The 26,384-nt window shown below is 71.8% G+C and carries 24 protein-coding genes and 1 pseudogene; 16 read left to right on the top strand and 9 right to left on the bottom strand.

Going from position 1 to position 26,384, the window contains the following annotated elements; all coding sequences use genetic code 11:
* The first annotated feature begins 646 nt into the window (after positions 1 to 646).
* The 5 genes from ABZ845_RS28740 (at position 647) to ABZ845_RS28720 (ending at position 5,358) form a co-directional block, all read left to right on the top strand.
* Complete coding sequence (locus ABZ845_RS28740) at positions 647 to 2,266, top strand: ATP-binding protein (RefSeq protein WP_360985249.1); 1,620 nt, start codon at positions 647 to 649, stop codon at positions 2,264 to 2,266.
* Positions 2,263 to 2,670, top strand: coding sequence for a roadblock/LC7 domain-containing protein (locus ABZ845_RS28735; protein ID WP_360985246.1), 408 nt, complete (start codon positions 2,263 to 2,265; stop codon positions 2,668 to 2,670). The genes ABZ845_RS28740 and ABZ845_RS28735 overlap by 4 nt, the downstream gene beginning before the upstream one ends.
* Positions 2,667 to 3,125 carry a DUF742 domain-containing protein gene (locus ABZ845_RS28730; RefSeq protein ID WP_360985243.1) on the top strand — a complete coding sequence of 153 codons (459 nt, stop codon included), beginning with the start codon at positions 2,667 to 2,669 and terminating at the stop codon, positions 3,123 to 3,125. Before ABZ845_RS28735 ends, ABZ845_RS28730 begins: the two co-directional genes overlap by 4 nt.
* A complete protein-coding gene (locus ABZ845_RS28725; protein ID WP_360985240.1) occupies positions 3,106 to 3,726 on the top strand; it encodes an ATP/GTP-binding protein in 621 nt (206 codons plus the stop codon). The genes ABZ845_RS28730 and ABZ845_RS28725 overlap by 20 nt, the downstream gene beginning before the upstream one ends.
* A gap of 99 nt (positions 3,727 to 3,825) precedes the next feature.
* Positions 3,826 to 5,358 carry a cytochrome P450 gene (locus ABZ845_RS28720; protein ID WP_360985237.1) on the top strand — a complete coding sequence of 511 codons (1,533 nt, stop codon included), beginning with the start codon at positions 3,826 to 3,828 and terminating at the stop codon, positions 5,356 to 5,358.
* A 6-nt stretch (positions 5,359 to 5,364) separates the two neighbouring features.
* Here the strand turns inward: ABZ845_RS28720 and ABZ845_RS28715 are convergent, their stop codons facing one another.
* The 3 genes from ABZ845_RS28715 to ABZ845_RS28705 all read right to left on the bottom strand — a co-directional run bounded on the left by ABZ845_RS28715 (position 5,365) and on the right by ABZ845_RS28705 (position 8,396).
* Positions 5,365 to 6,312: a pseudouridine synthase gene (locus tag ABZ845_RS28715; RefSeq protein WP_360985234.1), complete on the bottom strand. Its 948-nt coding sequence runs from the start codon at positions 6,310 to 6,312 to the stop codon at positions 5,365 to 5,367.
* Between the two features lie 191 nt (positions 6,313 to 6,503).
* Positions 6,504 to 7,364: a siderophore-interacting protein gene (locus ABZ845_RS28710; protein WP_360985231.1), complete on the bottom strand. Its 861-nt coding sequence runs from the start codon at positions 7,362 to 7,364 to the stop codon at positions 6,504 to 6,506.
* Between the two features lie 102 nt (positions 7,365 to 7,466).
* Complete coding sequence (locus tag ABZ845_RS28705; RefSeq protein WP_360985261.1) at positions 7,467 to 8,396, bottom strand: 5'-3' exonuclease; 930 nt, start codon at positions 8,394 to 8,396, stop codon at positions 7,467 to 7,469.
* Between the two features lie 179 nt (positions 8,397 to 8,575).
* Here ABZ845_RS28705 and ABZ845_RS28700 point away from each other — a divergent pair.
* From ABZ845_RS28700 to ABZ845_RS28690, 3 genes and pseudogenes are all read left to right on the top strand, one after another.
* Positions 8,576 to 9,330 (top strand): annotated as a pseudogene (locus tag ABZ845_RS28700) (glycine betaine ABC transporter substrate-binding protein); the annotation flags it as partial.
* A gap of 509 nt (positions 9,331 to 9,839) precedes the next feature.
* Positions 9,840 to 10,415, top strand: coding sequence for an XRE family transcriptional regulator (locus tag ABZ845_RS28695; RefSeq protein ID WP_360985228.1), 576 nt, complete (start codon positions 9,840 to 9,842; stop codon positions 10,413 to 10,415).
* A 4-nt stretch (positions 10,416 to 10,419) separates the two neighbouring features.
* A complete protein-coding gene (locus ABZ845_RS28690; protein WP_360985225.1) occupies positions 10,420 to 11,142 on the top strand; it encodes a helical backbone metal receptor in 723 nt (240 codons plus the stop codon).
* Here the strand turns inward: ABZ845_RS28690 and ABZ845_RS28685 are convergent.
* A complete protein-coding gene (locus ABZ845_RS28685; protein WP_360985222.1) occupies positions 11,108 to 12,235 on the bottom strand; it encodes a TDT family transporter in 1,128 nt (375 codons plus the stop codon). The two genes, ABZ845_RS28690 and ABZ845_RS28685, sit on opposite strands and share 35 nt — an antisense overlap.
* Before the next feature lie 72 nt (positions 12,236 to 12,307).
* Here ABZ845_RS28685 and ABZ845_RS28680 point away from each other — a divergent pair, with 72 nt between their 5' ends.
* Complete coding sequence (locus ABZ845_RS28680) at positions 12,308 to 13,231, top strand: LysR family transcriptional regulator (protein ID WP_360985219.1); 924 nt, start codon at positions 12,308 to 12,310, stop codon at positions 13,229 to 13,231.
* 257 nt (positions 13,232 to 13,488) lie between these two features.
* Complete coding sequence (locus ABZ845_RS28675) at positions 13,489 to 14,145, top strand: hypothetical protein (RefSeq protein ID WP_360985216.1); 657 nt, start codon at positions 13,489 to 13,491, stop codon at positions 14,143 to 14,145.
* Between the two features lie 73 nt (positions 14,146 to 14,218).
* Here ABZ845_RS28675 and ABZ845_RS28670 read toward each other — a convergent pair whose 3' ends face one another.
* A complete protein-coding gene (locus ABZ845_RS28670; RefSeq protein ID WP_360985213.1) occupies positions 14,219 to 14,908 on the bottom strand; it encodes a gamma-glutamyl-gamma-aminobutyrate hydrolase family protein in 690 nt (229 codons plus the stop codon).
* 85 nt (positions 14,909 to 14,993) lie between these two features.
* Positions 14,994 to 15,764 (bottom strand): FCD domain-containing protein, encoded by a 771-nt coding sequence (locus ABZ845_RS28665; protein ID WP_360985210.1) that lies wholly within the window; start codon positions 15,762 to 15,764, stop codon positions 14,994 to 14,996.
* A 75-nt stretch (positions 15,765 to 15,839) separates the two neighbouring features.
* On the opposite strand from ABZ845_RS28665, the gene ABZ845_RS28660 reads away from it, so the two are divergent.
* Genes ABZ845_RS28660 through ABZ845_RS28650 form a run of 3 tightly spaced genes read left to right on the top strand, consistent with a single transcriptional unit; the run spans position 15,840 to position 19,407 of the window.
* Positions 15,840 to 17,210, top strand: coding sequence for a glutamine synthetase family protein (locus ABZ845_RS28660; RefSeq protein WP_360985207.1), 1,371 nt, complete (start codon positions 15,840 to 15,842; stop codon positions 17,208 to 17,210).
* An 11-nt stretch (positions 17,211 to 17,221) separates the two neighbouring features.
* Entirely contained in the window at positions 17,222 to 18,619 is a 1,398-nt protein-coding gene (locus ABZ845_RS28655) for an aldehyde dehydrogenase family protein (protein WP_360985205.1), read from the top strand.
* Complete coding sequence (locus tag ABZ845_RS28650) at positions 18,616 to 19,407, top strand: 3-oxoacyl-ACP reductase (protein WP_360985202.1); 792 nt, start codon at positions 18,616 to 18,618, stop codon at positions 19,405 to 19,407. Before ABZ845_RS28655 ends, ABZ845_RS28650 begins: the two co-directional genes overlap by 4 nt.
* 102 nt (positions 19,408 to 19,509) lie before the next feature.
* On the opposite strand, the gene ABZ845_RS28645 is transcribed toward ABZ845_RS28650, so the two are convergent.
* Entirely contained in the window at positions 19,510 to 20,712 is a 1,203-nt protein-coding gene (locus ABZ845_RS28645) for an amino acid deaminase/aldolase (RefSeq protein WP_360985199.1), read from the bottom strand.
* Between the two features lie 291 nt (positions 20,713 to 21,003).
* Here ABZ845_RS28645 and ABZ845_RS28640 point away from each other — a divergent pair, with 291 nt between their 5' ends.
* Both ABZ845_RS28640 and mycP read left to right on the top strand, forming a co-directional pair.
* Positions 21,004 to 22,557, top strand: coding sequence for a hypothetical protein (locus tag ABZ845_RS28640; RefSeq protein WP_360985196.1), 1,554 nt, complete (start codon positions 21,004 to 21,006; stop codon positions 22,555 to 22,557).
* A complete protein-coding gene (mycP, locus tag ABZ845_RS28635) occupies positions 22,554 to 23,744 on the top strand; it encodes a type VII secretion-associated serine protease mycosin (protein WP_360985193.1) in 1,191 nt (396 codons plus the stop codon). The genes ABZ845_RS28640 and mycP overlap by 4 nt, the downstream gene beginning before the upstream one ends.
* A gap of 47 nt (positions 23,745 to 23,791) precedes the next feature.
* Here the strand turns inward: mycP and ABZ845_RS28630 are convergent, their stop codons facing one another.
* Positions 23,792 to 24,748 (bottom strand): serine hydrolase, encoded by a 957-nt coding sequence (locus ABZ845_RS28630; protein ID WP_360985190.1) that lies wholly within the window; start codon positions 24,746 to 24,748, stop codon positions 23,792 to 23,794.
* Positions 24,749 to 24,898: 150 nt separating this feature from the next.
* Here ABZ845_RS28630 and ABZ845_RS28625 point away from each other — a divergent pair, with 150 nt between their 5' ends.
* Positions 24,899 to 25,630: an SseB family protein gene (locus tag ABZ845_RS28625; RefSeq protein ID WP_360985258.1), complete on the top strand. Its 732-nt coding sequence runs from the start codon at positions 24,899 to 24,901 to the stop codon at positions 25,628 to 25,630.
* A 36-nt stretch (positions 25,631 to 25,666) separates the two neighbouring features.
* Here the strand turns inward: ABZ845_RS28625 and ABZ845_RS28620 are convergent, their stop codons facing one another.
* Positions 25,667 to 26,044: a DUF1844 domain-containing protein gene (locus tag ABZ845_RS28620; RefSeq protein WP_360985187.1), complete on the bottom strand. Its 378-nt coding sequence runs from the start codon at positions 26,042 to 26,044 to the stop codon at positions 25,667 to 25,669.
* Between the last annotated feature and the right edge of the window lie 340 nt (positions 26,045 to 26,384).

Genomic DNA, 26,384 nt, shown 5'->3' with positions numbered 1-26,384 from the left:
GGCCACTTCTTCTGCGAACCCATAACAACAGACCTGCCTGACAAGGGAGAAGGAACCTGACCGATACCAGTCTCCCAAACATGCAAGAACTAAGCCGCGACAACCTACTAGCATCCCCCCACCCCTGTCAGTGCCCCGCGGAGACGCGGGGCACTGTCCGGTCGCCCTGCTCTGAAGCGGGTGGCCTCCGGGCCTGTCCGGCCGACGGTGCCGACGCGGGCGTCGTCGCCTTCCGGGTCGGCAAGAACCCGGTGCGCCGGGCCAGTTCGAGGTCCCGTTCGCTCAGCCCGTAGAAGTCGCCGGTGAGCGCGATCGGCCGCACCGTCACGCCGTCGTGGCGCACATCGATGGAGCGGGGTCACGTACGCCCGTTCCTCGTGACACAGTGTGTTCGAATTGTGGCACAGCGTGCAAATGGAGTTGAGCGTACTCCTGCGTGGTGGGCTTTTCAGGTGGTTGCTGAATATGACACAGCGATGATCCGGTCGGACTAGGCTCGCCCGCGGCGCACCAAGTTGAGGTGAAATCGTGCGCCTGTTCCCAAAAATAACGAAGATCCTATAGATCCTCATGTCTGATCCAGTACCTACCCCCACGTTCCTCCGCAAAGCATCCCGACCCCGCCGATTCATCTCAGAGGGCATACATGGTGAGTGTTCAATCGCCTCCCGGTGGCCGTGAACTTCCCTACGCACGCGAGTTGTTGCTGCCCGCCATACTGATGGGGGCCGCCACGGGTGCCGCCGTCGCGACGGTCCCGGCACAGGCCCGGATCGCCGTCGGCCTGTGCGGAGCCGTCGCCACGCTCCTCGTCACCGTCTTCGCGACCGTCGCGGCACGCCGCGGCCGGACCCTGCGCGGCCTGCGCGCCGACTTCGCGCAGCGCGCGGCCTACCTCGAACAGCGCATCGCCTCCCAGGACGAGGACATCGAGTACTTCCGCACAGAAGTGCTGCCGCAGGCGCTCGACGGCCTGCGTGGCGGTGTCTCGCCCCGGGAGGTGATGCGGACGGTCATCGACGGCAACCCCCAGTTCCGCGGGCTGCCCCAGCCGCAGCGGCAGTTGCTCCGCGCCGTACTGAAGATCGTCGACCGCGAGACCGCGATGCGCGACTCCATGCAGCGCGCCTTCGTCAACATCGCCCGCCGAGTCCAGGCCATCGTCCACCAGCAGGCCAACGAGCTCAGGGAGATGGAGGAGGACCACGGCCGCAACCCCGAGGTCTTCGACGACCTGCTCCGCATCGACCACGGCACCGCGCTGATCGGCCGCCTCGCCGACTCCATCGCAGTCCTCGGCGGCGGCCGGCCCGGCCGCCAGTGGCCCGCGCCCGTACCGCTATACAGCGTGCTGCGCGGCGCGATGTCCCGCATCCTGGAATACCGCCGTATCGAACTGCACTCGATCGCCAAGGTCAACATCAAGGGCATCTCGGTCGAGCCGATCATCCACGCGGCGGCCGAACTCCTCGACAACGCCACGCGCTACTCGCCGCCCCAGACCAAGGTGCACGTCACCGCCACCGAGGTGCAGACCGGCATCGCCGTCGAGATCGAGGACGGCGGCATCAGCCTCAGCGAGGAGAACCGCGCCAAGGTCGAGCGGATGCTCGCCGAAGCCCAGGCCGGTGTGGACATCCAGGAGCTGGGCGAGGCCCCGCGTCTCGGCCTCGCCGTCGTCGGACGACTGTCGACGATGTTCGACATGCATGTCTCGCTGCGGCAGTCCGCGTACGGCGGTGTCCGCGCGATCCTCGTCATCCCGAACGACATGCTCACCACCGAACCCGCCCCCGGCTTCGCCCACGGGATCGGCGCCACCTCCGTACCGACGCTGGACAACGACGGAGTCAAGGCCCCCGAGCGCAAGACCAAGAAGCGGCACCCGACCACCGGGCCCCGGATCCCGGACCAGTTCGCCATGGAGGACGACGTCCCCGTGGTCACCGAGTGGACGCCGGGCGGGCTGCCGCAGCGCCGCAGCAGGGTCACGATCCCGCTGAGCCAGCGGATCGCGGAGGCCGCGGCGGCGGAGGCGGCGGCGCAGGCCGTCGAGGCCACGACGCACTCCCCGTGGACGCCGGAGCCCGAACCGAAGAAGGAGGAGCCCGCTCCCGGACTGTGGGTCGAGGCGTTCATGAACGGCCTCAAGACCGCACCGGATCCGAACGCCTTCTCCGCCAGGCCCCCGGCCGACGACCCGCACGCACTCATCAACGACGAGCCGGCCCCCGCCCAGGCCGACGACGAGGGGGACTTCAAGTGATCCAGCAGCGAGGCAACTTCGACTGGTTGCTGAAGGAACTCGCCGACGGAGTACCGGGCATCCACCAGGTCGTGGTGCTCTCCGCCGACGGACTGCGCATCGCCCGCTACGGCGGCGACCCCGACGGGGCCGACCGCCTGGCCGCCGCGTGCGCCGGCCTGCAGAGCCTGGCCGGGGCGGTCGCGACGGAGATCCCGGACAGCGACGGCCGGATGCGCATGGTCATCATCGAGATCGACGGCGGCTACTTCTACATGATGGCGGCCGGTCCGGGGGCCTACCTCGCGGTACTCGCCGACACGGTCGCGGAGGCCGGCCTCATGAGCAACCGCATGCGCGATCTGGTCATCCGCATCGGCTCCCACCTCACGAGTCCGCCGAGGCGCAACGGGCAGACCGTATGACTCCTCCGCAACGACGCCGACGCCGCGCCGAGCGCCGTCCCGATCGCAACCCCGGGCAGCAGCCCCCGCCGGAGCCCGTCACAGCGGGCGACTCCGGGGGCGGCAGCGGCGAGGGCGAGGGCCGGCGGAAGAACCCCGAACGGCTGTACATCCTCACCAGCGCGGCCGGTGGGGACGAACGCGCCCCCATCGACCTGGTCACCCTGATCGTGTCGAACGCCGAGGCGCCGCCCACCGTGTCGCCGGAGCAGTCGGCGTTGCTCCGGCTGTGCCGGGCCCCCCTGTCCGTGGCCGAGATCTCGGCCTATCTCAGCCTGCCGTTCAGCGTGGTGACCGTCCTGCTCACCGATCTGCTGGCGGCCGAACTGGTCCAGGCGCGCGCCCCGATCGTCCGCAAGGCGATGCCCGACCGTTCCCTCCTCGAAGCGGTGATGCATGGACTACAAAAGCTCTGACACCGTCCCGGGTCCACGGGCCGAGGACCACCTGCCGCACACGACACAGGCCGCGGTCAAGATCGTGATCGTGGGCGGCTTCGGGGTCGGCAAGACGACCATGGTGGGTTCCGTCAGCGAGATCAGACCGCTGACGACCGAGGAGACCATGACGCAGGCAGGCATCGGGGTCGACGACAACTACGGTTCCGACAGCAAGACGGCCACCACCGTCGCCATGGACTTCGGCCGGATCGGCATCACCGAGCAACTGGTGCTGTACCTGTTCGGCACCCCGGGCCAGGAGCGCTTCTGGTTCCTGTGGAACGGCCTGTTCGAGGGGGCGCTCGGCGCGGTCGTGCTGCTCGACACCCGGCGCCTCGAGGTCAGCTTCGACGTCATCGGGCGGCTGGAGGAGCGCGGTGTGCCCTTCGTGATCGCCGTCAACTCCTTCCCCGACGCGCCCCGTTACCCGGTGGATGAACTACGGCTCGCGCTCGACCTGGCCCCGGAGATCCCGATCGTGGAATGCGACGCACGGCGCCGGGCCTCCAGCCGCGACACCCTGATGACGCTGATGCGGTTCCTGCACTCCCTGGCGGTGACCCGCGCCTCGGTCTGACCCGCGCCGTGTACCCATACGACCGTTCGCCCCCGCCCCGCCCCGCCTCCACTCCCACCCCCCAGACACCGGATCCACCTCAGCTTCGGAGCGATCACCGTGACGTCTGAATCCCACTCCCTGACCGGCAGGGACCTCACCGGTACGGACGACCCCACCCGTGTACCACCCCCCGGCTGCCCGGCCCACGGCCGCGGCCCCGGCGGCGCCTGGCGGCTGTACGGCCCCGAGGTGGAGGACCTGGGAGCCCTGTACGAGAAGATGCGCGCCGAGCACGGTGCCGTGGCCCCCGCGCTCCTCCATGACGACGTACCGATCTGGGTGGTGCTCGGACACAGCGAGAACCTGCACATGGTGCGATCCCCGGCGCACTTCACTCGCGACAGCCGGACCTGGGCCCCGCTGCGCTCCGGCGAGATCAAGCCCGACCACCCGCTGACGCCGCACTTCGCCTGGCAGCCCATCTGCTCCTACGCCGAGGGCGATGAACACCTGCGGCAGCGCGGCGCGGTCAACGGTGCCATCTCGACCATCGACTACCGGGGTCTGCGCCGGTACATCAACCGGGAGACCCAGGCCCTCGTCAACCGGTTCTGCGAGGAGGGCCGGGCCGAGCTGGTCGGCCAGTTCGCCGACCATCTGCCGATGGCGGTGATGTGCGAGGTCCTCGGCATGCCCGAGGAGTACAACGACCAGATCGTGCACGCCGCCCGGGACATGCTCAAGGGCACCGAGACCGCGATCACCAGCAACCAGTACATCGTGGACGCGCTGACCCGCCTCACCGCCCGCCGCCGGGCCCGGCCCGAGGAGGACTTCACCAGTCATCTGGTCATCCACCCCGCCGGGCTCACCGACGAGGAGATCCGGGAGCATCTGCGGCTGGTCCTGATCGCGGCCTACGAGGCGACGGCCAACCTCCTGGCCAACGTACTGCGCGTGGTGCTCACCGATCCGCGCTTCAGGGCACGGCTCAACGGCGGCCAGATGACGGTGCCGGAGGCGGTGGAGCAGTCGCTGTGGGACGAGCCGCCCTTCAGCAGCATCCTCGGCTATTTCGCCAAACAGGACATCGAGTTGGGCGGGCAGCGCATCCGCAAGGGGGACGGGCTGCTGCTCGGCATCGCGCCAGGCAATGTCGACCCCAGGGTGCGGCCCGACCTCGCCGCGAACATGCAGGGCAACCGTTCGCACCTCGCCTTCAGCGGAGGTCCGCACGAATGCCCCGGCCAGGACATCGGCCGCGCCATCGCCGACACCGGCATCGACGCGCTCCTGATGCGGCTGCCGGACATCCGGCTCGACTGCGCGGAGGAAGAGCTGCGCTGGACCGGTTCGCTCGCCTCACGCCATCTGGTCGAGCTGCCGGTGCGCTTCGAGCCCAGGCCGCCGCAGGATGTGACGCAGCGGCCGGCGCTGCACACGGTGCCGCGCCAGCGCCCCGGCTGGCTGATCGGCACACCGGGGACGGACGCACCGGCCCCGGCCCCGGCGTCGGTGCCGCAGCCGATGGCCGTCCCGCCCGCGACGGCGGGGCCGGAAGCCACCGCGGCGTGGCCCGCCCCGGCCGCCGAGACCCGACGGGGTCCTGGGCCCTGGCAGCGGTTGCTGCGCTGGTGGCGCGGTGAATGAGCATCCCTACCGGTCCCGGTCCCACGTCTCGTACGACGACCAGGCCTGAAGCACCCGTCCGCTGACGAACCGGTGGTCGCGCCCTGTGACCGGATCGGTGAACTCCAGTGCCCGCGCCAGCAGTTGCAGAGGGCGCCGGAAGTCGTCGGCCGGTCCCGGGCCGGTCACCACCGGATAGAGCGGATCGCCGAGGATGGGCAGGCCCAACGCGTTCATATGGACGCGCAGTTGGTGGGTCTGCCCGGTGCGCGGGAGCAGCCGGTAGCGTCCTCGCCCGGCGCGCTGCTCCAGCAGTTCGATCCGGCTGACCGCATTGGGCTCGCCGGGCACCTCCTGGGCCGTCAGCACCCCGCGCTCCTTCACGATCCGGCTGGACACGGTGCGCGGCAGGGCCACGCCGGGGTCGTAGGGGGCGACGGCCTCGTACTCCTTGGTGACCCGGCGGTCACGGAACAGCGTCTGGTAGATGCCGCGTTCCTCCCGCCGCACGGTGAACAGCACGAGCCCGGCGGTGAGCCGGTCGAGCCGGTGCGCCGCGGACAGGGCCTCGAGACCGAGGTCCCGCCGCAGCCGGGCGAGGGCGGTCTCGGTGACATGGCTGCCGCGCGGGGTGGTGGCGAGGAAGTGCGGCTTGTCGGCGACGACGATGTGCTCGTCGCGGTGGACCACCTCGACCGGGTACGGCACGGGCACCTCGTCGGGCAGCTCGCGGTGGAACCACACGTACAGGCCCGGCGCATACGCCGTGTCCCGCGTGACGGGCCGTCCGTCCGCCGTGACGATCAGCCCCGCGTCGAGCATCCCGTCGATCACCCCGTCCCCGGCGGCGAGCCGCGCCACGAGGTGGTCCCGTACGGTGGCCCAAACGCCGTCGAACGGCATCCGCACCCGTACGGGATCGACCCCGTCGCGCTGCGGCAGGGGAGAGGGCGGGGTGCGGGTTCGGCGTCTCATCGCGCTCCAGCCTACGAGGCCGGGTGCCCCCTGGCAGCGCCCTGCTGCACCAGGACGGCCGGCACGACATGCATCTGCACGCCCGGCTCCAGGACGACCGGATCCAGGACGACCCCCCGTAGGGCGTTGCCCCGAAGATCCATAGGCCCCCTGGGGGATGCCCCGCGCACGCGGGGCATCCCGGCGCCGTCTCAGGCGGCCGGTGCCGTGTGCTCCTGCTCCGGGTTCTCCTGTTCCACCTCGATGCGGGCGTTCCACTCGCGCTTCGACGACTGCCAGCCGTCCTCGTTGTGGCCGAGGCGCCAGTAGCCGGAGATGGACAGGTCATCGCGGGGGATCTGGAGTTCGACCCGCAGCAGCCGCCGCAGTTCCTTCACGCAACCGGCCTCGCCGTGCACGAACGCGTGCAGGCGGCCCTCGGGGAACTCCAGGGCGCGGACCGCCTCCACAAGGGCCTCGCCCTGCGGCCGGTTCCCGCGGTGCAGCCAGACCACGTCCACATCGCAGTCGATCTTCTGCTCCTCCCCGGGGCCCGCGACCTCCACGAAGGCGTAGGCCTCGGCGCCCTCGGGCAATGCCTCCAGGGCGGCGGCGATCGCGGGCAGGGCGCTCTCGTCCCCGGCGAGCAGATGCCAGTCGGCGTCCGTGTCCGGGGCGTAGGCGCCGCCGGGGCCCGTGAAGCGCAGGATGTCTCCGGGCTCGGCGCGCGAGGCCCAGGGGCCGGCGAGGCCCTCGTCGCCGTGGATGACGAAGTCCAGCGTCAGCTCGCGGTGTTCAGGGTCCCAGGCGCGCACGGTGTAGGTGCGCGTCACGGGCCACTGATCGCGCGGGAACTCCCCCCGGATGCGCTGAAGGTCGAAGGGCTCGGGGTAGTCCACGCCCTCGGCCGGGAAGAGCAGCTTCACATAATGGTCGGTGTACGTGCCCGCGGTGAAATCGGCCAGGCCCTCACCGCCGAGCACCAGGCGCTGCATATGCGGAGTCAGCCGTTCGGTGCGGATGACCTGCGCGGAGTGGATCGGACGGGCCCCCCGTGCCGGGCGCTCAGCCATGATGGCCTCCCAGTTCCCTCGTTAGGTTTACCTAAGTTACCACCAGGTTCCCGTCGACACCTCTCTGTGAAGCCCCTGTTCGTACGCGATGTCGGTGCACCGTCATGTCTCGAGCGTGGCCAGCAGGCGCTGCAGGGAGCCGCCGAGGCCCCAGCGGGCCGCCAGCCCCTCCAGTCCGGAGGGGTCACGCGGTGCGCGCGGCAGGGCCGTGGGCACCCCGGGCAGCGGCACATCGGCGGCGACCCGGACCACCTCGGGCGCGATGCCGACATAGGGGCGAGCCTCGTCGAGCCTCCTGCGCTGCGCCGGTGTCAGCCTCGAGCCCGGATCGCCGACGGCCGCCATGATTCCGGCCAGATCCCCGAACTCGGCGAGCAGCTTCGCGGCCGTCTTCTCGCCGATGCCGGGCACACCCGGCAGTCCGTCGCTGGGGTCGCCGCGCAGCAGCGCCAGATCCGCGTAACCCGGGCCGTCCACACCGTACTTCTCGCGCAGGAACGCCTCGTCGGTGAGCTGGAGCGTGCCGACTCCCTTGAGCGGGTACAGCACACGGATGCTCCGGGCGTCGTCGACCAGTTGGTAGAGGTCGCGGTCGCCGGTGACGATGTCGACCGGGCCCGTCGCGTGTGCGGTGTAGGTGCCGATCACGTCGTCCGCCTCGTACCCCGCCACGCCCACGCGGGCGATGCCGAGCGCGTCCAGTACGTCCTCGATGACCGGCACCTGCGGTGAGAGCGTGTCCGGCACCTCCTCCTCGTCCGGGCCCGTCTCGTGCTCCTCGGCCACGCGGTGCGCCTTGTAGGAGGGGATCAGGTCGACCCGCCACTTCGGACGCCAGTCCGCGTCCATGCATGCGACCAGATCGTCCGGCCGGTGGTCCTTGACCAGGCGGTCGATGAATTCGAGCAGACCGCGCACCGCGTTCACCGGTGTGCCGTCCGGGGCCTTCACGGAGTCCGGGACGCCGAAGTAGGCGCGGAAGTAGAGCGAGGCGGTGTCGAGGAGCATCAGGCGTCGGGTCACGTTCCGCATCATGCCGTACGGCACCGACAGCGACCCTGCGACGCCGGGTCCGGGTTCTCACGCGGCACCCGTTGACGACGTGTGAAGACGGCCACCTGTGCGTTTGCGCAGGACAGCGCGGGGCAGAGGCGCCCTCGGAGCGATGCCCGTTGCGAGTTCAACTGTTTGCGCCGACCGGTGTCGACGTCAAGCAGTTCGACGCGGGACCGCTCTACACCTCGCTCGCCCAGGGCGACGTCGATTTCCAGACCGACTCCTGGCTGCCGACCACGTCCGGGCCGTACTGGAAGAAGTACGGCGCCCGCCTGGACGACCTGGGCGCCTGGTACGGCCCGACGCCGCTGGAGCTGAGCGTGCCCTCGTAAAGGACAGCCTGAGAGACCTCGGCACCTGGTACCGGCCGACCTCGCTGGAGATCGCCGTGCCGTCGTATGTGAAGGGCGTGCACTCCCTCGAGGACCTGAAGGGCAAGGCGAACACCTTCGGCGCCAGGATCGTCGGCATCGAGCCGGGCACCGGCGAGATGAACCTCCTCAAGACGAAGGTCCTGCCCGGCTACGGCCTCGACAAGGAGTACAAGGTCGTGGACGGCTCCACGCCCGCGATGCTCGCCGAGCTCAAGCGCGCCTACGCCGCGAAGCAGCCCGTGGCGGTCGTCCTGTGGTCCCCGCACTGGGCGTACAGCCAGGACCGGCTCACCAAGCTGAAGGACGACAAGAAGCTGTTCGGCGAGGGCAACACGATCCGCACCATCTCCAGCCGGGCCTTCCCCGACCGGTACCCGCGGCTCACGAAGTGGATCAAGAACTTCAGGATGAGCGAGGCCGAACTGGGCAGCCTGGAGAGCGCGGTCAAGGACCGTGGCCAGGGCCATGAGGAGGCCGCCGTGTCAGCGTGGCTGAAGCAGCACCCGGACATGGTGCAGCGTATGACTCCGCAATAGGTCCGGGTGGGTGCGCCTGTGCTCCCGCACTGGCGTGCGAGCTGGATTTTGGACAACCCGTGGGCCCGGTGGGTCCGCGCATACTGCCCTGCGGGGGCGTCGAACAGGGTTTCGGCGCCCCCGCGTCTTGTCAAGGCGGGCCGCGGACCGCGGGACTTCCCATGGCATCAGGGGCCGTGGCCGGCCCACCGCCGGGATCATGGTTCATTCCCGCGCGCCACGGGGCCGGACCGGCGCGTGCAGGCCGCCCCATGCCGCCGGCCAGCGCCTTCACCTCCGTACGGGGGAGGCGCGCGCCGGGAGGCGGGGTGGCTCGTCCAGTGGCGCGAACCGTGACCCTCACCACTCTTGTATGAGGCAGCGATGTGACGGGCGCATGAAACGGTTTGCCGAACATGCGTAGGGTGCAGACAACTCAACAGAAGAAGTGCACCCATGAACATCGGACGGCGGCGGCACGCCCGCCGGGACGGACAGCGGACCGACGAGCGAGGGAGGGAGCCGGAGCGATGGGCGACCACAAAGAACAGCCCCTTCGAGTGGGCGCGGCCGTACGGCGGCGGCGCCGTGCGCTGGAACTCACCCTTGCCGTGGTGGCCGAACGCAGCGGTCTTTCCGTCCCCTTTCTGAGCCAGGTGGAGAACGAGCGGGCGCGCCCCAGCCGACCCTCCCTGGAGCGGATCGCCGACGCGCTCGGCACCACCGCCGTCGAACTGCTCGCGGCGGCCGACCCGGCGTGCAGCGTGGACGTGCTGCGCGCGGACGACGAGGAGGTCGCGCCGGGAGACGCGCGGGTGCGCGCCCTGGTGCGCGGTCACCATCAGCTGCACGCGATGGAGTTCATCGGCGATCACGACGGAGGGCGTGAATCCCAGCATCGCAACGACGAGTTGATGTACGTGGTCGACGGCGCCGTCGAGGTCGAGGCGGAGGGCCGCGCGTACCGGCTCGGGCGCGGCGACGCGCTGTACCTGAGCGGGGGAGTACGCCACCGCTGGCGGGCCACGGAACCGGAGACCCGCGTGGTCGTGGTCGCGGTCGCGGATCACATCGAGGCGGTCGAGAACCCCTCGGGGCGGCGCTGACGCCATGACGCGGGTCGTCTCGCTCGTGCCCTCGCTGACAGAGGCCGTGGCCGCGTCCGTGCCCGGCGCGCTCATCGGCGTGACCGACTGGTGCAGCCATCCGGCGGACCTCGGTGTCACCCGGATCGGCGGGACCAAGAACCCCCAGATCGAGCGGATCATCCGGCTCGCCCCCGACCTCGTCCTCGCCAACGAGGAGGAGAACCGCGAGCCCGACCTCACCGCCCTGCGCGAGGCGGGCGTCGACGTCCTGGTCACCGAGGTGCGCAGCGTGCCTCAGGCATTCCGTGAACTGGAGCGCGTGGTCGCCGCGTGCGGAGCGCCCGCGGAGCCGCGCTGGCTGAACGAGGCCCGCGCCGCGTGGTCCCGGCTGCCGGAACCGGACCCGCGGGCGACCGCCGTGGTCCCCGTCTGGCGCAGGCCCTGGATGGTACTGGGCCGGGACACCTTCGCGGGCGACGTACTGGCCCGGCTCGGGATCGACAACGTGTACGCGGCGCACCCCGAGCGCTATCCGCGCATCCGGCTCCAGGAGCTGCGGGACGCGGCGCCCGACCTCGTCGTACTCCCCGACGAGCCGTACCGCTTCACGGCCGACGACGGCCCGGAGGCGTTCGAGGGGACGCCCTGCGCGCTGGTCGGCGGGCGCCACCTCACCTGGTACGGGCCGTCGCTGACCGAGGCGCCGCGCCTCATCGCCGAGGCGCTGCGAGCAGCTCGCCGCTGACGACGCCACGGCCCGTGGCCGGGGCGGCTACGGCCCAGGCGGTGGCCAGCAGCACGAACAGACCTGTCGCGAGCACGTCGACCGCCACGAGCCCGGTACGCCGCGCCAGTGCCTCCGCGCCGGTGACACACGTGCCGACCGGGAAGGTGAAGGCCCACCAGGTCATCGAGAAGCGCATGCCCTGCCGCCGCGCCCGCACCGTCAGCACCGCCGAGAGGGCCAGCCACAGCAGGGCGAAGCCGATCACCGGTACGCCGTAGACGAGGGCGAGGACGCCGAGGCCCCGGGCGTACGGGGCCGGGACGACGCCGTCCGCCGCGTTCGCCGTCGCGGCGACCGCGGTGACCGACTGCCCCAGCGGGCCGAGGACCAGGAACAGGGCCGGAGCCAGGGCGGGCGGCAGCGGGCCCTTGGTGAGGAGCCGCGCCAGGATCAGCGGCAGCATCACGAGGGTGGCCAGCAGGCTCATCCCGAACATCGCGTAGCAGGCGAGCAGCAGTGTCTCGCGGGGCTGGCCGGCGGGCAGATGGGGGACCAGCAGCGGGCCCTGGGCCGCGGCGACCATCGGCGGGACGAGCGGCAGCAGCCAGACGGGGCTGGCCTGTCCCGGCTCGACGCGATGCCGGACGATCATCAGATACGGCACGGCGACGGCGGCGGCGACACCTATGAGCGTTCCGGTGGTGTAGAGGACGCCGTCCAGGGCGAGGGCCGCACCCGCCCCGATCCAGTCCCGGCCGACGACCAGTGAACCGCCTCCCACGGCGAGCAGCGCCATCGCCAGACAACCGTAGAAGGGGGCCATGGCATGGTCGAGCAGATGGGCGCGTGCCTGGTCGCGGTGGTGGATCCAGTGCAGCGCGCGGGCCACGAGGAGAGTCACGAGCAGGGCGAGCGAGAGAGCCCAGACGGCCGCGCAGGCGGTACGCAGCGCGGGCACCCGGGCGGCGTACGGCAGACCGGTTCCGGCCGTCGCGACGATCGCGGTACCCATCACGGAGGCGTACCAGTTGGGGCCCAGGTGCCGGACGGCGGCGGCACGCCGGGGACGAGTGGGGGAGGGAAGGGCGAGGGGCTGGACTGCGGTGGCCATACCCGCCACTATTCCGCCCGGCAGTCCCCCCTCACCAGGGAGTACGTTCCTATCAGGCCATAAGCTGGGTTGATGAGTGACGTCGATGACGGACGGCCCCCGGCGGCCGGGCTGGCGCACCGTGTACCGGATCTGGGCGCCCTGGAACTGCTGCTCGCCGTGGCCCGGCTGGGCAGTCTTGGGAGGGCGGCGCGGGAGCTGGGCGTCACCCAGCCCGCGGCCAGCAGCCGGATCCGGTCGATGGAGCGGCAGCTGGGTGTGGCGCTCGTGGACCGCTCGCCCCGGGGCTCGCGGCTGACCGACGCGGGAGCGCTGGTCACGGACTGGGCGCGGCGTGTCGTGGAGGCGGCGGAGGCTTTCGACGCGGGGGCGCAGGCCCTGCGGACCCGCCGGGACTCACGGCTGCGGGTGGCCGCGAGCATGACGATCGCGGAGTATCTGCTGCCCCGCTGGCTGATCGCGCTGCGCGCCCAGCGGCCGGACACGGCGGTGTCGCTCCTGGCCGGGAACTCGGCGGCGGTCGTGGAACGTCTGCTCGCGGACGAGGCCGACCTGGGCTTCGTGGAAGGGCTGTCCGTGCCGGCCGGGCTGGAGGAGGCGGTCGTCGCGCATGACCGCCTGATCGTGGTGACGGCACCGGGACACCCCTGGGCGTTGCGGCGCAGGCCGCTGACGGCCGCGGAACTGGCCGAGGCGCCTCTGATCCTCCGGGAGGAGGGTTCCGGCACCCGTCAGGTGCTGGACGCGGCCCTTGGCGGTCTGGCCCGCCCCCTCCTGGAGCTGTCCTCCACCACGGCCGTCAAGGCGTCCGCGGTCAGCGGCGCCGGACCGGCGGTCCTGAGCGAGCTGGCGGTCGGAGAGGAACTCGCGTCCCGCCGTCTGGTGCGTGTCCCGTTGGAGGGTGTGCGGCTCGACCGGGCGCTGCGGGCGGTGTGGCGCACGGGGCACCGGCCGACGGGGCCGGGGCGGGACCTGCTGGGGCTGACGCGGGGGTAAGTGCCGCGCCACTGGAGACGCGGCACTGGAGACGCGGCAGGCAACGGGTCTTTCGTCTGGATCGGGCCGTATCAGGGAGCGAGGCGCGGTGCCGGACCCCGCGAGCCCGGCCTGATCCGAACGAGAGGCCCTCAGTGGAGCGGGGGCTGCTGGTGCGAAATTTCCCACCGTTTACTATGCGTTGACGATCGAATTGTTCAATTGGGGGGCTTGTGCGAACGATATCGACCGTCGTGGCGGCGGCTTCGATGGTTCTCATGGTGGGAGTCATGTCCGGCTGCGCCAGTACCGCGGGGGAGCAACCCTCCGCCGGGCAGATGCTCAAGAACGCGAATGACACCATGAGCGCGCTCAAGTCGGTCACCATTGACTCGGTCACGTCCAAGAGCAGCGGTGACGGCTCTTCCACCCGTCTGACGACCGACCTCAAGAGCAGGTGCGCGTTCAAGGCGACCTGGGTGAGGGGTGCGAGCCTCGAGCAGATCCGGATCGGCGGGACGGACTATGTCCGCCCGAACCGCGCCTATATCGAGTGGTCCGGCCGGTCCATGGCCGGCACCGAGGAGCAGACTCGCTGGATCAAGACACCGTCCAGCGAGTCGACTCCGGGGGACGGACTCGCCAGGTGCACCCAGGACTTCGCCTCCTTCGGCGTGGCGACGAAGGGGAAACCCGTCAAGGTCGGGGGAAAGCCGGCAATTCAACTGGTGGTGACGGATAAGGCAGACAAGGCGGACAAGGGTGGTTCTTGCACCTTTTACGTCGCCACCGAGGGTAAGCCGTACATCCTCAAGGTCGTCTACAAGGGCGCCGAGTACAGCACCACCACCTCCTACAGCGCCTTCGACGAGCCGTTGGACGTACGGCCCCCGGCCAAGGCCGACGTGATGGATGTGAGCGGCCTGGCCCGATGAGGCCACGACCGGCAAGCCGGCATGTGCCGGGCGTCGCGACGGGGCGAACTGCCTGTCGCGGCACCAGGTGCGGTCAGACGGCGGACGCCGCCCGCACCAGGGCCTCCATCACCCGCAGGTCCTCACCCATCTCCGGATGCCACTGGACGCCCAGCACCCAGTCGGCGGACGGGAGTTCGATGGCCTCTACCGTGCCGTCGTCCGCGTGCGCCGACGCCACGAGGCCCTCGCCGAGGCGGTCCACCGCCTGGTGGTGGTAGGTCGGCACGGAGGTCGCGTCGGGGACGGCGGAGGCGTACAGCGTGCCCGGCACCGGCTTGACCGAGTGGCGGCCGAAGACCCCGACGCCCTCCGTGTGCCCGTCGATGTGCTGCACGAGCGTGCCGCCGAGGGCCACGTTCAGCAGCTGCATTCCCCGGCAGATGCCGAGCAGCGGGGTGCCCGACGCCAGCGCCGCCTCGATCAGCGCGAACTCCCAGGCGTCCCGCTCGGGCGCGGGCGGCCCGGTCCGCGGGGAGCGCTGCGCACCGTACCGGGACGGATCGACGTCCGGGCCGCCCGCGATCACGAGGCCGTCCAGCCGGTCCACCGTCGCCGCAGCCCGCGCCGGCTCGTCCGGGGGCAGCAGCGAGGCGAGCCCGCCCGCGCGCTGCACCAGCCTCGGGTAGCCCGCCGGGAGCAGTACGGCGTCCAGTTCCCACACGCCCCAGCGCGCACCGGCCTCCAGATACGTGCTGACGCCGATCAGCGGTCGTCCGGTCATATGGGCCTCCCCGGGTTCCAATGGCATACAGGCATACCATTACGGAACCGGGGCGCGGCTTCAAGCCCGTGCCGTGCGCGAGCCCTCACGCCAGGAAGCCCCGCAGCAGCGCAGCCGTGCCCGCGCAGTGCTCCCGCATCATCTCCCGCGCGCCGTCCGCGTCCCCGTCCAGCACCGCCTCCACCAGCGCCTCGTGCTGCCGCTGCGAGTGCTCCAGGTTGCGCACCAGCAGCGGGATGCAGTCGAGCAGGTCGTTCACCGAGGCCCGCACGGCCGCGTACTGCGCCGCCAGCGTCGGTGATCCGCACAGCCCCGCCAGCGTCAGATGCAGCAGCGTGTCCAGGCGCCGGTATTCCGCGAGCGGCGCGTTCTGGGTGCGCGCAAGCGCCTCCCGCAGCCGCTCGGCCTGTTCGCCGGTGAGTCCGTGAGCCGCGCACAGGCCCGCCGCCCCCACCTCCAGCACCTCGCGGAACCGCAGTACGTCCTCTATGTCGACCTTCGCGATCCGCCGGCGCAGTTCGTCCTCGCCGCCCGCGTCGACACGCGGCTTCACGAACGTGCCGCCGTAGCGCCCGCGCCGCGCCTCCACCAGACCCTGGTCCTGGAGCACCTTCAGCACCTCGCGCAGCGTCACCCGGCTGATGCCCAGACGCTCCGCCAGCTCCCGTTCGGAAGGCAGCCGCTCGCCGCCCGGCACCAGACCGAGCCGGACGACCTGGAGGATCTGCTCCAGGGCCTCCTCGAAGCCGTTGCCGGCCCGCACATGCCGCAGCACCGGCGTGAGCCGGTCCTGCGGGCCGTCGCCGCCTTCGGCGCCGCCGGCGCCGGTCGTGCCGACGGGTTCGGTCTCCGACATCTGGCCGTACCCCCTTCCCAAGCAATGGTTCTCGGAAATACCTTATGGCTCTCGGCGGACCTAAGGAGACTTCCCGTGGCACACCGCACACCCTCGCTCGGCGTAGAGGAACTGCATGCCCTCGTCGCGGGTGGCGAGATCGACACTGTCGTCCTGGCCTTCCCCGACATGCAAGGGCGACTCCAGGGCAAGCGGTTCGCCGCACGCTTCTTCCTGGACGAAGTACTCGAACACGGCACGGAGGGCTGCAACTACCTCCTCGCCGTCGACACCGAGATGAACACGGTCGACGGCTACGACATGTCCTCCTGGGAGCGAGGCTACGGCGACTTCGCGCTCCACCCCGACCTGGACACACTGCGCCGCGTGCCCTGGAACGAGGGCACCGCCATGCTCATCGCGGACCTCGCCTGGAACGACGGCTCGCCCGTGGCCGCCGCGCCCCGCCAGATCCTGCGCCGCCAGCTCGACCGCCTCGCCGAGCTCGGGCTCACCGCCCAGGTCGGCACCGAGCTGGAGTTCATCGTCTTCAAGGACACCTACGAGCGGGCCTGGGACGCGGGCTACCGGGGGCTCACCCCGGCCAACCAGTACAACATCGACTACTCCGTCCTCGGCACCGGCCGGATCGAGCCCCTGCTGCGCCGCATCCGCAACGAGATGGCGGGAGCGGGCCTGACCGTCGAGTCCGCCAAGGGAGAGTGCAACCCCGGCCAGCACGAGATCGCGTTCCGGTACGACGAGGCGCTGGTCACCTGCGACCAGCACGCCATCTACAAGACCGGAGCCAAGGAGATCGCCTCCCAGGAAGGCATGTCGATCACCTTCATGGCCAAGTACAACGAGCGCGAGGGCAACTCCTGCCACATCCACCTCTCCCTCACGGACCAGGACGGCCAGAACGTCATGGCCGGATCCGGGGGCGAGCCCGGCGGGATGTCGGAGACCATGCGGCACTTCCTCGCCGGGCAGCTCGCAGCCCTGCGCGACTTCTCGCTCCTGTACGCGCCGAACATCAACTCCTACAAGCGGTTCCAGCCCGGATCCTTCGCCCCGACCGCCGTCGCCTGGGGACACGACAACCGCACCTGCGCCCTCAGGGTCGTCGGCCACGGCCGCTCGATGCGGTTCGAGAACCGGGTGCCCGGCGGCGACGTCAACCCGCACCTGGCGGTCGCCGGGCTGATCGCGGCGGGGCTCCACGGCATCGAGCAGCGGCTGGAACTGCCCGAGCCGTGCCCGGGCAACGCGTACACCGCCGACTACGAGCACGTTCCCACCACCCTGCGTGAGGCCGCCGAACTCTGGGAGAACAGCCCCATCGCCAAGGCAGCCTTCGGCGACGAGGTGGTCGCCCACTATCGCAACATGGCCCGCGTCGAACTGGCCGCCTTCGACTCCGCGGTGACCGACTGGGAGCTGCGCCGCTCCTTCGAACGCATGTGAGAGGTCTTCCCATGTCCGACCGGCACGACCAGCACCATCCGCACGAACTGCGGGTACTCAACCCGGCCACCGAGGAGATCGTCGCGACCGTCCCCGCCGCGACCGCCGAGAACGTCGACGCGGCCGTCACGCGGGCGGCGAAGGCGGGGACCGCGTGGGCCGCGCTCGCGCCGGGCGACCGCGCCCGGCTGCTGCGCCGGTTCGCCGTCGCCGTGGACGAACACCTCGAGGAACTGGCGCTCCTGGAGGTACGGGAGGCCGGACACACCATCGGCAACGCCCGCTGGGAGGCGGGCAACGTCCGCGACCTGCTCGACTACGCGGCCGGGGGAGTGGAACGGCTCACCGGCCGACAGATCCCGGTGCCCGGCGGCCTGGACGTCACGATCCTCGAACCGCTCGGCGTCGTCGGCGTGATCGCGCCCTGGAACTTCCCCATGCCGATCGCCGCCTGGGCCACGGCCCCGGCTCTCGCGGCGGGCAACGCGGTGATCCTCAAGCCCGCAGAGACGACCCCGCTCACCGCCCTGCGCCTGGCCGAGCTGGCTCTGGAGGCCGGACTGCCCGAGGACCTGTTCCAGGTGCTGCCCGGCGCGGGCCCCGTCGCGGGCAACGCCCTCGTCGAGCACCCGGGCGTGGCGAAGATCGTGTTCACCGGGTCCACGGCCGTGGGCAAGCAGGTGCTGGCCAAGGGATCCGCCCTGCTCAAACGGGTCACCCTCGAACTCGGCGGCAAGAGCCCCAACGTCGTCTTCGCGGACGCGGACCTCGACGCCGCCGCTGCCGCCGCGCCCATGTCGTTCCTCGACAACTCCGGCCAGGACTGCTGCGCCCGCACCCGCATCCTCGTCCAGCGCTCCGTGTACGACCGCTTCCTCGACCTGCTCGCCCCCGCCGTGGAATCGGTCCTGGTCGGCGACCCGGCCGACGAGAGGACCCAGATGGGCCCGCTGATCTCGCGCGCCCAGCTGGAGCGGGTGCGCTCGTACGTCGACGCCGACGCGCCCGGTATCCGCGGCAAGGCACCCTCGGGCCCCGGCTTCTGGTTCGAGCCCACCGTCCTGACCGGCGTCGACCCGCACGCGCGCGTGGCCGTCGAAGAGGTCTTCGGGCCCGTCGCCGTCGTCCTGCCCTTCGAGGACGAGGCCGACGCGATCAGCCTGGCCAACGGCACGCCCTACGGGCTCTCGGGCTCCATCTGGACCCGGGACGTGGGCCGCGCCCTGCGCGTCTCCCAGGCCGTCCGCGCGGGCAACCTGTCCGTCAACTCCCACTCCAGCGTCCGCTACTGGACCCCCTTCGGCGGCTTCAAGCAGTCGGGGATCGGCCGTGAACTCGGCCCGGACGCCCTGAGCGCCTTCACCGAAACCAAGAACGTCTTCATCAGCACGGAGGGCCCCGCACAGTGACCGCAGAGAACACCGAGAGCATCTGCCGACGTCTCGTCGGCCGGACCGCCGTCATCACCGGAGCCGGGAGCGGCATCGGTCTGGCCGCCGCGCGCCGGCTCGCCGCGGAGGGCGCGCACGTCGTGTGCGGCGATGTCGACGAAGTCCGGGGCAAGGCCGCCGCGGAGGAGGTCGGCGGGCTGTTCGTGAAGGTCGACGTCACCGACCCGGAGCAGGTCGAGGCCCTGTTCAGGACGGCCTTCGACACCTACGGCAGCGTCGACGTCGCCTTCAACAACGCGGGCATCTCGCCCCCGGACGACGACTCCATCCTGGAGACCGGTCTCGAGGCGTGGAAGCGGGTCCAGGAGGTCAACCTCACCTCCGTCTACCTGTGCTGCAAGGCCGCCATCCCCTACATGCGGCGCCAGGGCAAGGGATCCATCATCAACACGGCGTCGTTCGTGGCCCGGATGGGCGCGGCCACCTCGCAGATCTCGTACACGGCATCCAAGGGCGGCGTCCTCGCCATGTCCCGCGAGCTGGGCGTGCAGTTCGCCCGCGAGGGCATCCGCGTCAACGCCCTGTGCCCCGGCCCGGTCAACACCCCGCTCCTCCAGGAACTGTTCGCCAAGGACCCGGAGCGTGCGGCCCGTCGCCTTGTGCACATCCCGGTCGGCCGCTTCGCCGAGGCCGAGGAGATCGCCGCCGCCGTGGCCTTCCTCGCCAGCGACGACTCCTCCTTCGTGAACGCGACCGACTTCCTGGTGGACGGCGGGATCTCGGGGGCGTACGTCACGCCTCTGTAGGCATGGGCGCAGGCGTTCGAGGGAGGCGTGGACGCAGGCGTACGGGGGCGAGGACGTGCCGGCCCCGTCCCGAAGGACGGAGCCGGCACACAAGACCATCGGTCACAGGAAGGTACGGCCCTCGCCGCGGTACGTCGGCACGGTCGCCGTCACCCGGTCGCCCTCGACGAGGTGCAGCGTGTCGAAACGCTCACACAGCTCGCCCGCCTTGGCGTGCCGGAACCACACCTTGTCGCCGATCAGCAGGTCGTCGGCGGGCGCGCCCAGCAGCGGCGTCTGGACCTCTCCGGGACCCTCCTGGGGGTCGTAGCCCAGCCCCGCGGGCAGATACGGGACCGGAAGCCGGTCGGTGCCCGCGACGCCCGACGCGGGATAGCCGCCGCCCAGCACCGTCACCACCCCGACGCCCGGCCTGCGCACGACCGGCAGGGCGAACAGGGCGGCCGGACGCCCCCGGAACGACGTGTAGTTGTCGAACAGCCGCGGCACATACAGGCCCGAGCCCGCCGCGATCTCCGTCACCGCGTCCTCGGCGGCCGTGTACTGCACACTGCCCGTACCGCCGCCGTTGACGAACTCCAGGTCCGGCACCACGGCACGCACCGCGCGCACCACCTCGGCGCGTCGCCGGGCGAGTTCCCGGCGCGCCGTCGCCTGCATCAGCCGGATCGCCCTCGACCGTGCCGGCCTCCCGGCCACCGCGTCGCCGACACCCGCTATGTGGCCCTCGTACGCCATGATCCCCACCAGCCGGAAGCCGGGCGTGCGCGCCACCGTACGGGCCAGCTCCGCGACCTGGGCGGGGGAGTGCAGCGGGGAACGCCGCGCGCCGACGCGGACACGGCCGCCGAACAGCTTCAGCGAGGTGTCCAGCTCGACGCAGACACGCACCTCTTCGGAGCCGCCCTGGCGCGCGTCGTCGATCAGACGCAGCTGGGCCGGGTCGTCGATCATCACCGTGACACCGGCGGCCAGTTTGGGGTCACCGGCCAGTTCGGCGAAGCCCTGGCGGTCGGCCGAGGGGTAGGCGAGCAGGATGTCGTCGAAACCGGACCGGGCGAGCCACAGCGACTCCGCGAGCGTGAAGGACATGACGCCCGCGAAACCATCGCGGGCCAGCACGCGTTCGAGCAGCGCACGGCAGCGTACGGACTTGCTGGCGACGCGGATCGGCTTGCCGCCGGCCCTGCGCAGGATGTCGTCGGCGTTGGCGTCGAACGCCTCCAGGTCCACGATCGCGACAGGCGCGTCGAGGTGGGCGGTGGCCCGGTCGTAACGGGCCCGGTCTGCGGCGCGGGCAGTCATGGACGCAGCCTGCCAGATGGGATTACCGCGGGGTAGGGGGACGATCCGGGCAGATGCCCCGGTGCCGCGGACTGGTTCCCGTTCGAGGCGGTTCAACCCGTAGAGTGACGCGCACGCGGGAAGCGGTGGATCCGCCCCGGGCGCGCGCCCGGGATGGGCGCCCGTCCGCGCGGGTATGCCTGCCGGGACGGCCGGGCGGTCCCGCACCACGCTGAAGAGACCGCTCCCCACGGGCGGTCGAACACCCCGGCGGCCCCGGGGTGGCCCGGCCAGTGACGAAACGGGGGGTGCATGAGCACGGAAGCGCGCCGCGCCTCCATCCCCCCGCGCCCCTCGGTCCCGCCCCGCCCGGCGGCCCCGCCCGGCGAGCCGTCCTCGGCGCCCGACCGTACGCCTCCCCCCGCCCCCGCCACCGCCCCCTCCCGGCCCGGTGGGCGCGACCGCGTGGACGTCCCGCCCCCGCCCCAGCGACCGCCGACGGCCGGTCGGGGCATATCGTCGCCTGCCACGTCGTCCTTCGCCCCGGCAGCGTCCGCCCCGGCGAGCGGTCTCTCCGGACGCCCGGACGCCTCCGGCGCTCCCGCCTCCTACGGTGCCGGGAGCGCGTCCCGTACCGGTTCCACCGGCGCCGCCGGCACGCCCGCACCGGCCCCCGAGGCCGCCCCTGATCCGGCGGCGCGTCGCACGCCCGCGTCCTCCCGGTTCCCCAACCTGCGCCTCGACCGGACCACCGAACGCACCGCCGGCCGCATAGCGCCGCCGGCGGAACCGCCCCCGCCGCCGCCCTCCGCCCGCTTCCCGGACCTCCCGCCGGGGGCCGGGGCTCCCATGGCCCGCACCACCACCGCTCCCGAGCGCACCACCGGACCGGACACGATCCCGCCGCAGCGCACCGCGCCCTTCGCGGAGGGCATCGTCGAGACCACCGCACGGCTGCGGATCGTGCGGCCCGAGCGGGACGCGACCCCGCCGGCGGCCCCGCCCGCTCCGGCCACCCGCCCCTTCGTCACGTTCGCCGAACCCGACACACGCGGCGTCGGCGGTCCCGGCACGCACGGCGTCGCCACCACCGCGCGACGGCCCTTCGCCGCCCGTCTGAGCTCCCGTGCCACCGCGGCCGCCGTCTGCCTGGTCCTCGGCCTCGGACTCCTCGGCGGCGCCGCGACCGGAAGCTGGCTCACCGGGGACGGCACCGACGACAGCGCCCACAACGCGTTCACCGTCACCGGAAGCCTGTGGCACAGCGTCCCCGTCGACCGCCTCCTGCCGCCCGTCGTCCAGGGACCCGGTGCCGGCCCGGGCGGTGCCGACCGAACCTGGACGCGCATCGCCGTGGCCCCGGACAGCGACTGCCGGTACGCCTTCGACCCGCTGCTGGGCAAGGCGCTCGCCCCGCTCGGCTGTCTGAGGCTGCTGCGCGCCACCTACACCGACGCGACCCGCAGCCATGTCACCACCGTCGGGCTGCTGTTCACCCGGGCAGACGCCGCGGCCACGAGCGCCGCCGGCCGCCGCTTCAAGAGCCAGCACCTGGACAGCCGCACCGATCTGATGCCGCGCCCGTACGCCGCGAAGGGCACCGTCGCCCAGGGGTTCGGCGACGCGCAGCGGGCCTCCTGGACGATCTCGGTCCTCACCGACCTGCCCGTGGTCGTCTACGCCGTCTCGGGGTTCGCCGACGGCCGCACGGTCACCGACCCGCAGCCGGCCGCGGCGGCCATGGCCAACGGCGCCACCACGGCCCCGGCCCAGGCGGGACTCGGTAACGAGGCGACCGGACTCGCCGACCCCGTCCAGTCCGCCCTGCGCAAGACCGTCACCTCGGTCACGGGGGAGCCGTCATGAGCGTCGGCAGGACCGGTGCCCGTACGACCGGCGCCCGCCTCCTCACCGTCCTGCTCGCAGGCTCCCTCGCCCTGCTGCCGTCCACCGCGGCGCACGCCGACGGGATACGAGCCCAGGAGTGGGCCGTGGACGCCCTTCACACCCAGCAGGTCTGGCAGACGACCAAGGGGAAGGGGATCACGGTCGCCGTCCTCGACACCGGGGTCGACGGCACCCATCCCGATCTGGCCGGAAACGTCCTGCCCGGCCAGGACCTCGTAGGCTTCGGCGCCCGGCGTGGCGAGCGCCCCTGGGCCCGGCACGGCACCGCCATGGCCGGGATCATCGCCGGCCACGGCCATGGCACCGGCGACTCGGACGGTGTCATCGGCGTCGCTCCCGAGGCGAAGATCCTGCCCGTCCGCGTCATCCTCGAGGACACCGACCCGGCCCGCACCCAGGCCCGCACCACCCGGGGCAACGCCCTCGCCGAGGGCATCCGCTGGGCCGCCGACCACGGAGCGGACGTCATCAACCTCTCCCTGGGCGACGACTCGAGTTCCGCGCACCCCGAGGCGGCCGAGGACAACGCGGTGCAGTACGCACTGAAGAAGAACGTCGTCGTCGTCGCGTCGGCCGGCAACGGCGGCGAGAAGGGCGACCACGTCTCCTATCCGGCCGCCTACCCGGGGGTCATCGCGGCGACCGCCGTCGACCGCTACGGCACGAGAGCCTCGTTCTCCACCCGACGCTGGTACGCCACCGTCAGCGCGCCCGGTGTCGACGTCGTCATCGCCGACCCCGACCGCAAGTACTACGAGGGATGGGGCACCAGCGCGGCGTCCGCGTTCGTCTCGGGCGCCGTCGCGCTGATCAAGGCAGCCCATCCGGGCCTGACCCCGGCCCAGATCAAGCAGCTCCTGGAGAAGACGGCCCGCAACGCCCCCACCGGCGGCCGGGACGACTCCCGTGGCTTCGGTTTCATCGACCCCGCGGCGGCCATCAAGGCCGCGGCCAGGCTCAAGCCGCAGGGACTGCGCGCGGCGTCGTACGGCCACCAGTACTTCGGCGCGGGACCCGACCCGTCCACCGGCGCGTCCGGATCCTCCGACTGGGCGGGCTACCTGGCCGGCGGCCTGGGGACGGCGCTGCTGGTGGCGTCGGTGGTGCTGTGGCAGGGCCGCGGCAGGACGCGCCGAACGACGTAGTACCACGCTCCCACGTCCCGGACGGTTCGGGCGCCGGGCTTCAGGCTTCAGCCGAACACCGAGACAGCGGCCCGCGCAGCCGTCTCCACCAGCGAAACGCCCTTTTCCATCGTGGAGTTGCCGTTCGACAGCGTGGCCACCAGATAGCCGTGGCCGCCGGCCGTGACCCACCCGATGCTGTTGACGTCCCACAACCCGGTCGTACTGCGCGCCAGCCAGCCGTTCTTCAGCGCCCACGCGGAGCCGTCGGCGGCCGCCGACACGCCCCAGGTCTGGTCCGGGGCGATATTGCCCATGAGCTTTTGCAGATACGCCCGCGAGGCGTCGCTCAGCAGGGAGTCGTTCCCGAACACCTGCTGGAGCAGGCCGAGCTGATCGGCGGCCGTGGTCTGTGTCAGACCCCACAGCCCCCCGTCGCCGCCCGCGGTGTCCGTCAGACCGAAGCGCTTGTTCGCACGGTCCAGCCCGTCCGCCGCCCCGATCGCGGTCCACAGCGCCGACGCGGAGGCGTTGTCGCTGTCCTCGATCATCGCGGTGGCGTACGACTTCTCCCGCGCCGTCAGCCGCCGGTCGGCGTCCTGCGCCTGGAGCAGCAGCGCCGCGAGGATGTCGACCTTCACGATGCTCGCCGTGTCGAAGGCGCCGTCCCCGTAGGTGGCGCTTTCACCGGAGTCCAGGTCGAACACCGCCACCGCCACGTCCGCGCCGTGCTCCACGGACACGGGTTCCATGGCCTTCGCCAGCAGCGCGTCCCGGTCCGCCGAGGGCTGCTGTGACGCTGAGTCCACCGATGCCTCCTGGCCCGCGCTCGCCGACTCCGGCGCCGAGGGCGCCGTGGACGACCGCGACGATACGGCCCCCGCGCCGGGGCGCGCCCGGTCCTTCACGTACGCCGTTCCGGCGCTGGTGCCGCCGACGATGACGGCCGACACCAGCACCGTACAGAGGAACGGGCGGCGGCGGACGCACCGGATACGGCGGCGACGGGCTCTGTGGGACGCCATGGCCGCGATCCTCGGGACCGCCTCTGTGCGTGCCGTTGGAGGGCCATGAGATCCGTGTCAGGAGAGCCTGAGAAACGCATGACAGCGGCGACCGCCGTGTCCGAGGGGTGGCACCAGGGTGGCGGAGAACCCCCGATAGGGTCGGTGACCGTGGCGAACAAGAACATTCCCGACTCCCCCTTCACGAACGACGACGGCAGCGCCGACCCGCGGCTGAGCGCGGCGCTGGCCGCGTGGGCGGCGGACCGCACCGCCGTCGGGCCCGTTCTGGAGGCGCTGAAGGGCGCGCGGCTGCTCGTCCCGGTGGTGGCGATCCTCGGAGAGGCGGAGGAGGACGAGAAGGGCCTGCGCCGCGAGAAGTCCAGCGAGATGGCCGTACCGACCCTGAAGGCAGGCGGCCGTACCGCGCTGCCCGTCTTCACGTCCACCGAGGCGCTGGCCCGCTGGGACCCGGCGGCCCGCCCCGTCGCGGTCCCGCTGCACCAGGCACTGCAGGCCGCCGTGCACGAGAAGGCCGACACGATCGTGCTGGACATGTCCGGGCCGGTGCCGTTCGAACTGACGGGCCCTGCCCTGCTCGCCCTCGCGGAGGGCCGCACGACCGCGGATCCGCTGGCCGACCCGGCCGTGACCGGAGCCGTGCGCGCCGCCGTGGCCGCCGAGCCCGCGGTGCTGCGCGCCCATCTCGGCCCGGGGCGGGCCGACGGCATCCTGGCGCTCGTCCTCGACCCGGCCGCGGTCCCCGGCGAGGCCGTACGCGCGGTGGCCGGGCGCCTGGCCGCCGACGACACACTGAGGGCCCGCCTGGTGCGCGGCCTCGACCTGGCAGTACTGCCGACCGGGACGACCCCACCGGGCGAGCCCCTTTTCGAACGCGATTGACCGGGCCGGACCAGGGCCTCTCGCTCGGATCGGACCCTAGCCGTACAAGGGACCGGTGTACTTCTCGCCCGGTCCCTGGCCCGGCTCGTCCGGGACGATCGAGGCCTCGCGGAACGCCAGCTGGAGCGACTTCAGACCGTCGCGCAGCGGGGCCGCGTGGAAGGAGCTGATTTCCGTCGTGCTCGCGTCGAGCAGACCGGCGAGGGCGTGCACCAGCTTGCGGGCCTCGTCCAGGTCCTTGTACTTGTCGCCCTCCTCGGTCAGACCGAGCTTCACCGCGGCGGCGCTCATCAGGTTGACGGCGACCGTCACGATCACCTCGACCGCGGGGACCTCCGCGATGTCACGGGTCATGGCGTCGAAGTCGGTGTTCTCGGCGGAAGCCGGGGCTTCCTCGGGGGAGGTGTCACTCATGCCCCACACGATAGGCCCCGCCTCCTGTTCTCCTGTGCACGGGAGGGGCGGGCGGGAACCGGCGGGAGGGGGCGCGCGGCGGCCCGGGTGCACGCTGGTTCGCGCCTCCTCCCGGGAGCTGCTAGCCTTGTGTGACGACCGGCCGGACATGGTAGTGCCCGGCCCACAAGTGGAGGCTCCGATCTCCCACCTGACCGTCCTCCGGGACGGCGGGTCACCGGTCAGGCGGCCACCACCGTTCCGTACGGACGGTGGAGTCGCCCGAAAGTGCGCCCCGCGGTTCACCGCGGCGGTGCTCCGGAAAGTTCGGAGTTCCGCCTGTGTACCGTCCGGGGCATTT

Origin of the sequence: Streptomyces sp. NPDC047022, assembly GCF_040644155.1 — a bacterium.
In the GTDB taxonomy this organism is placed as follows: Bacteria; Actinomycetota; Actinomycetes; order Streptomycetales; family Streptomycetaceae; genus Streptomyces.
The sequence above is the reverse complement of the archived record's forward strand: the minus strand, read 5'-3'. Positions and strand labels throughout refer to the sequence as shown.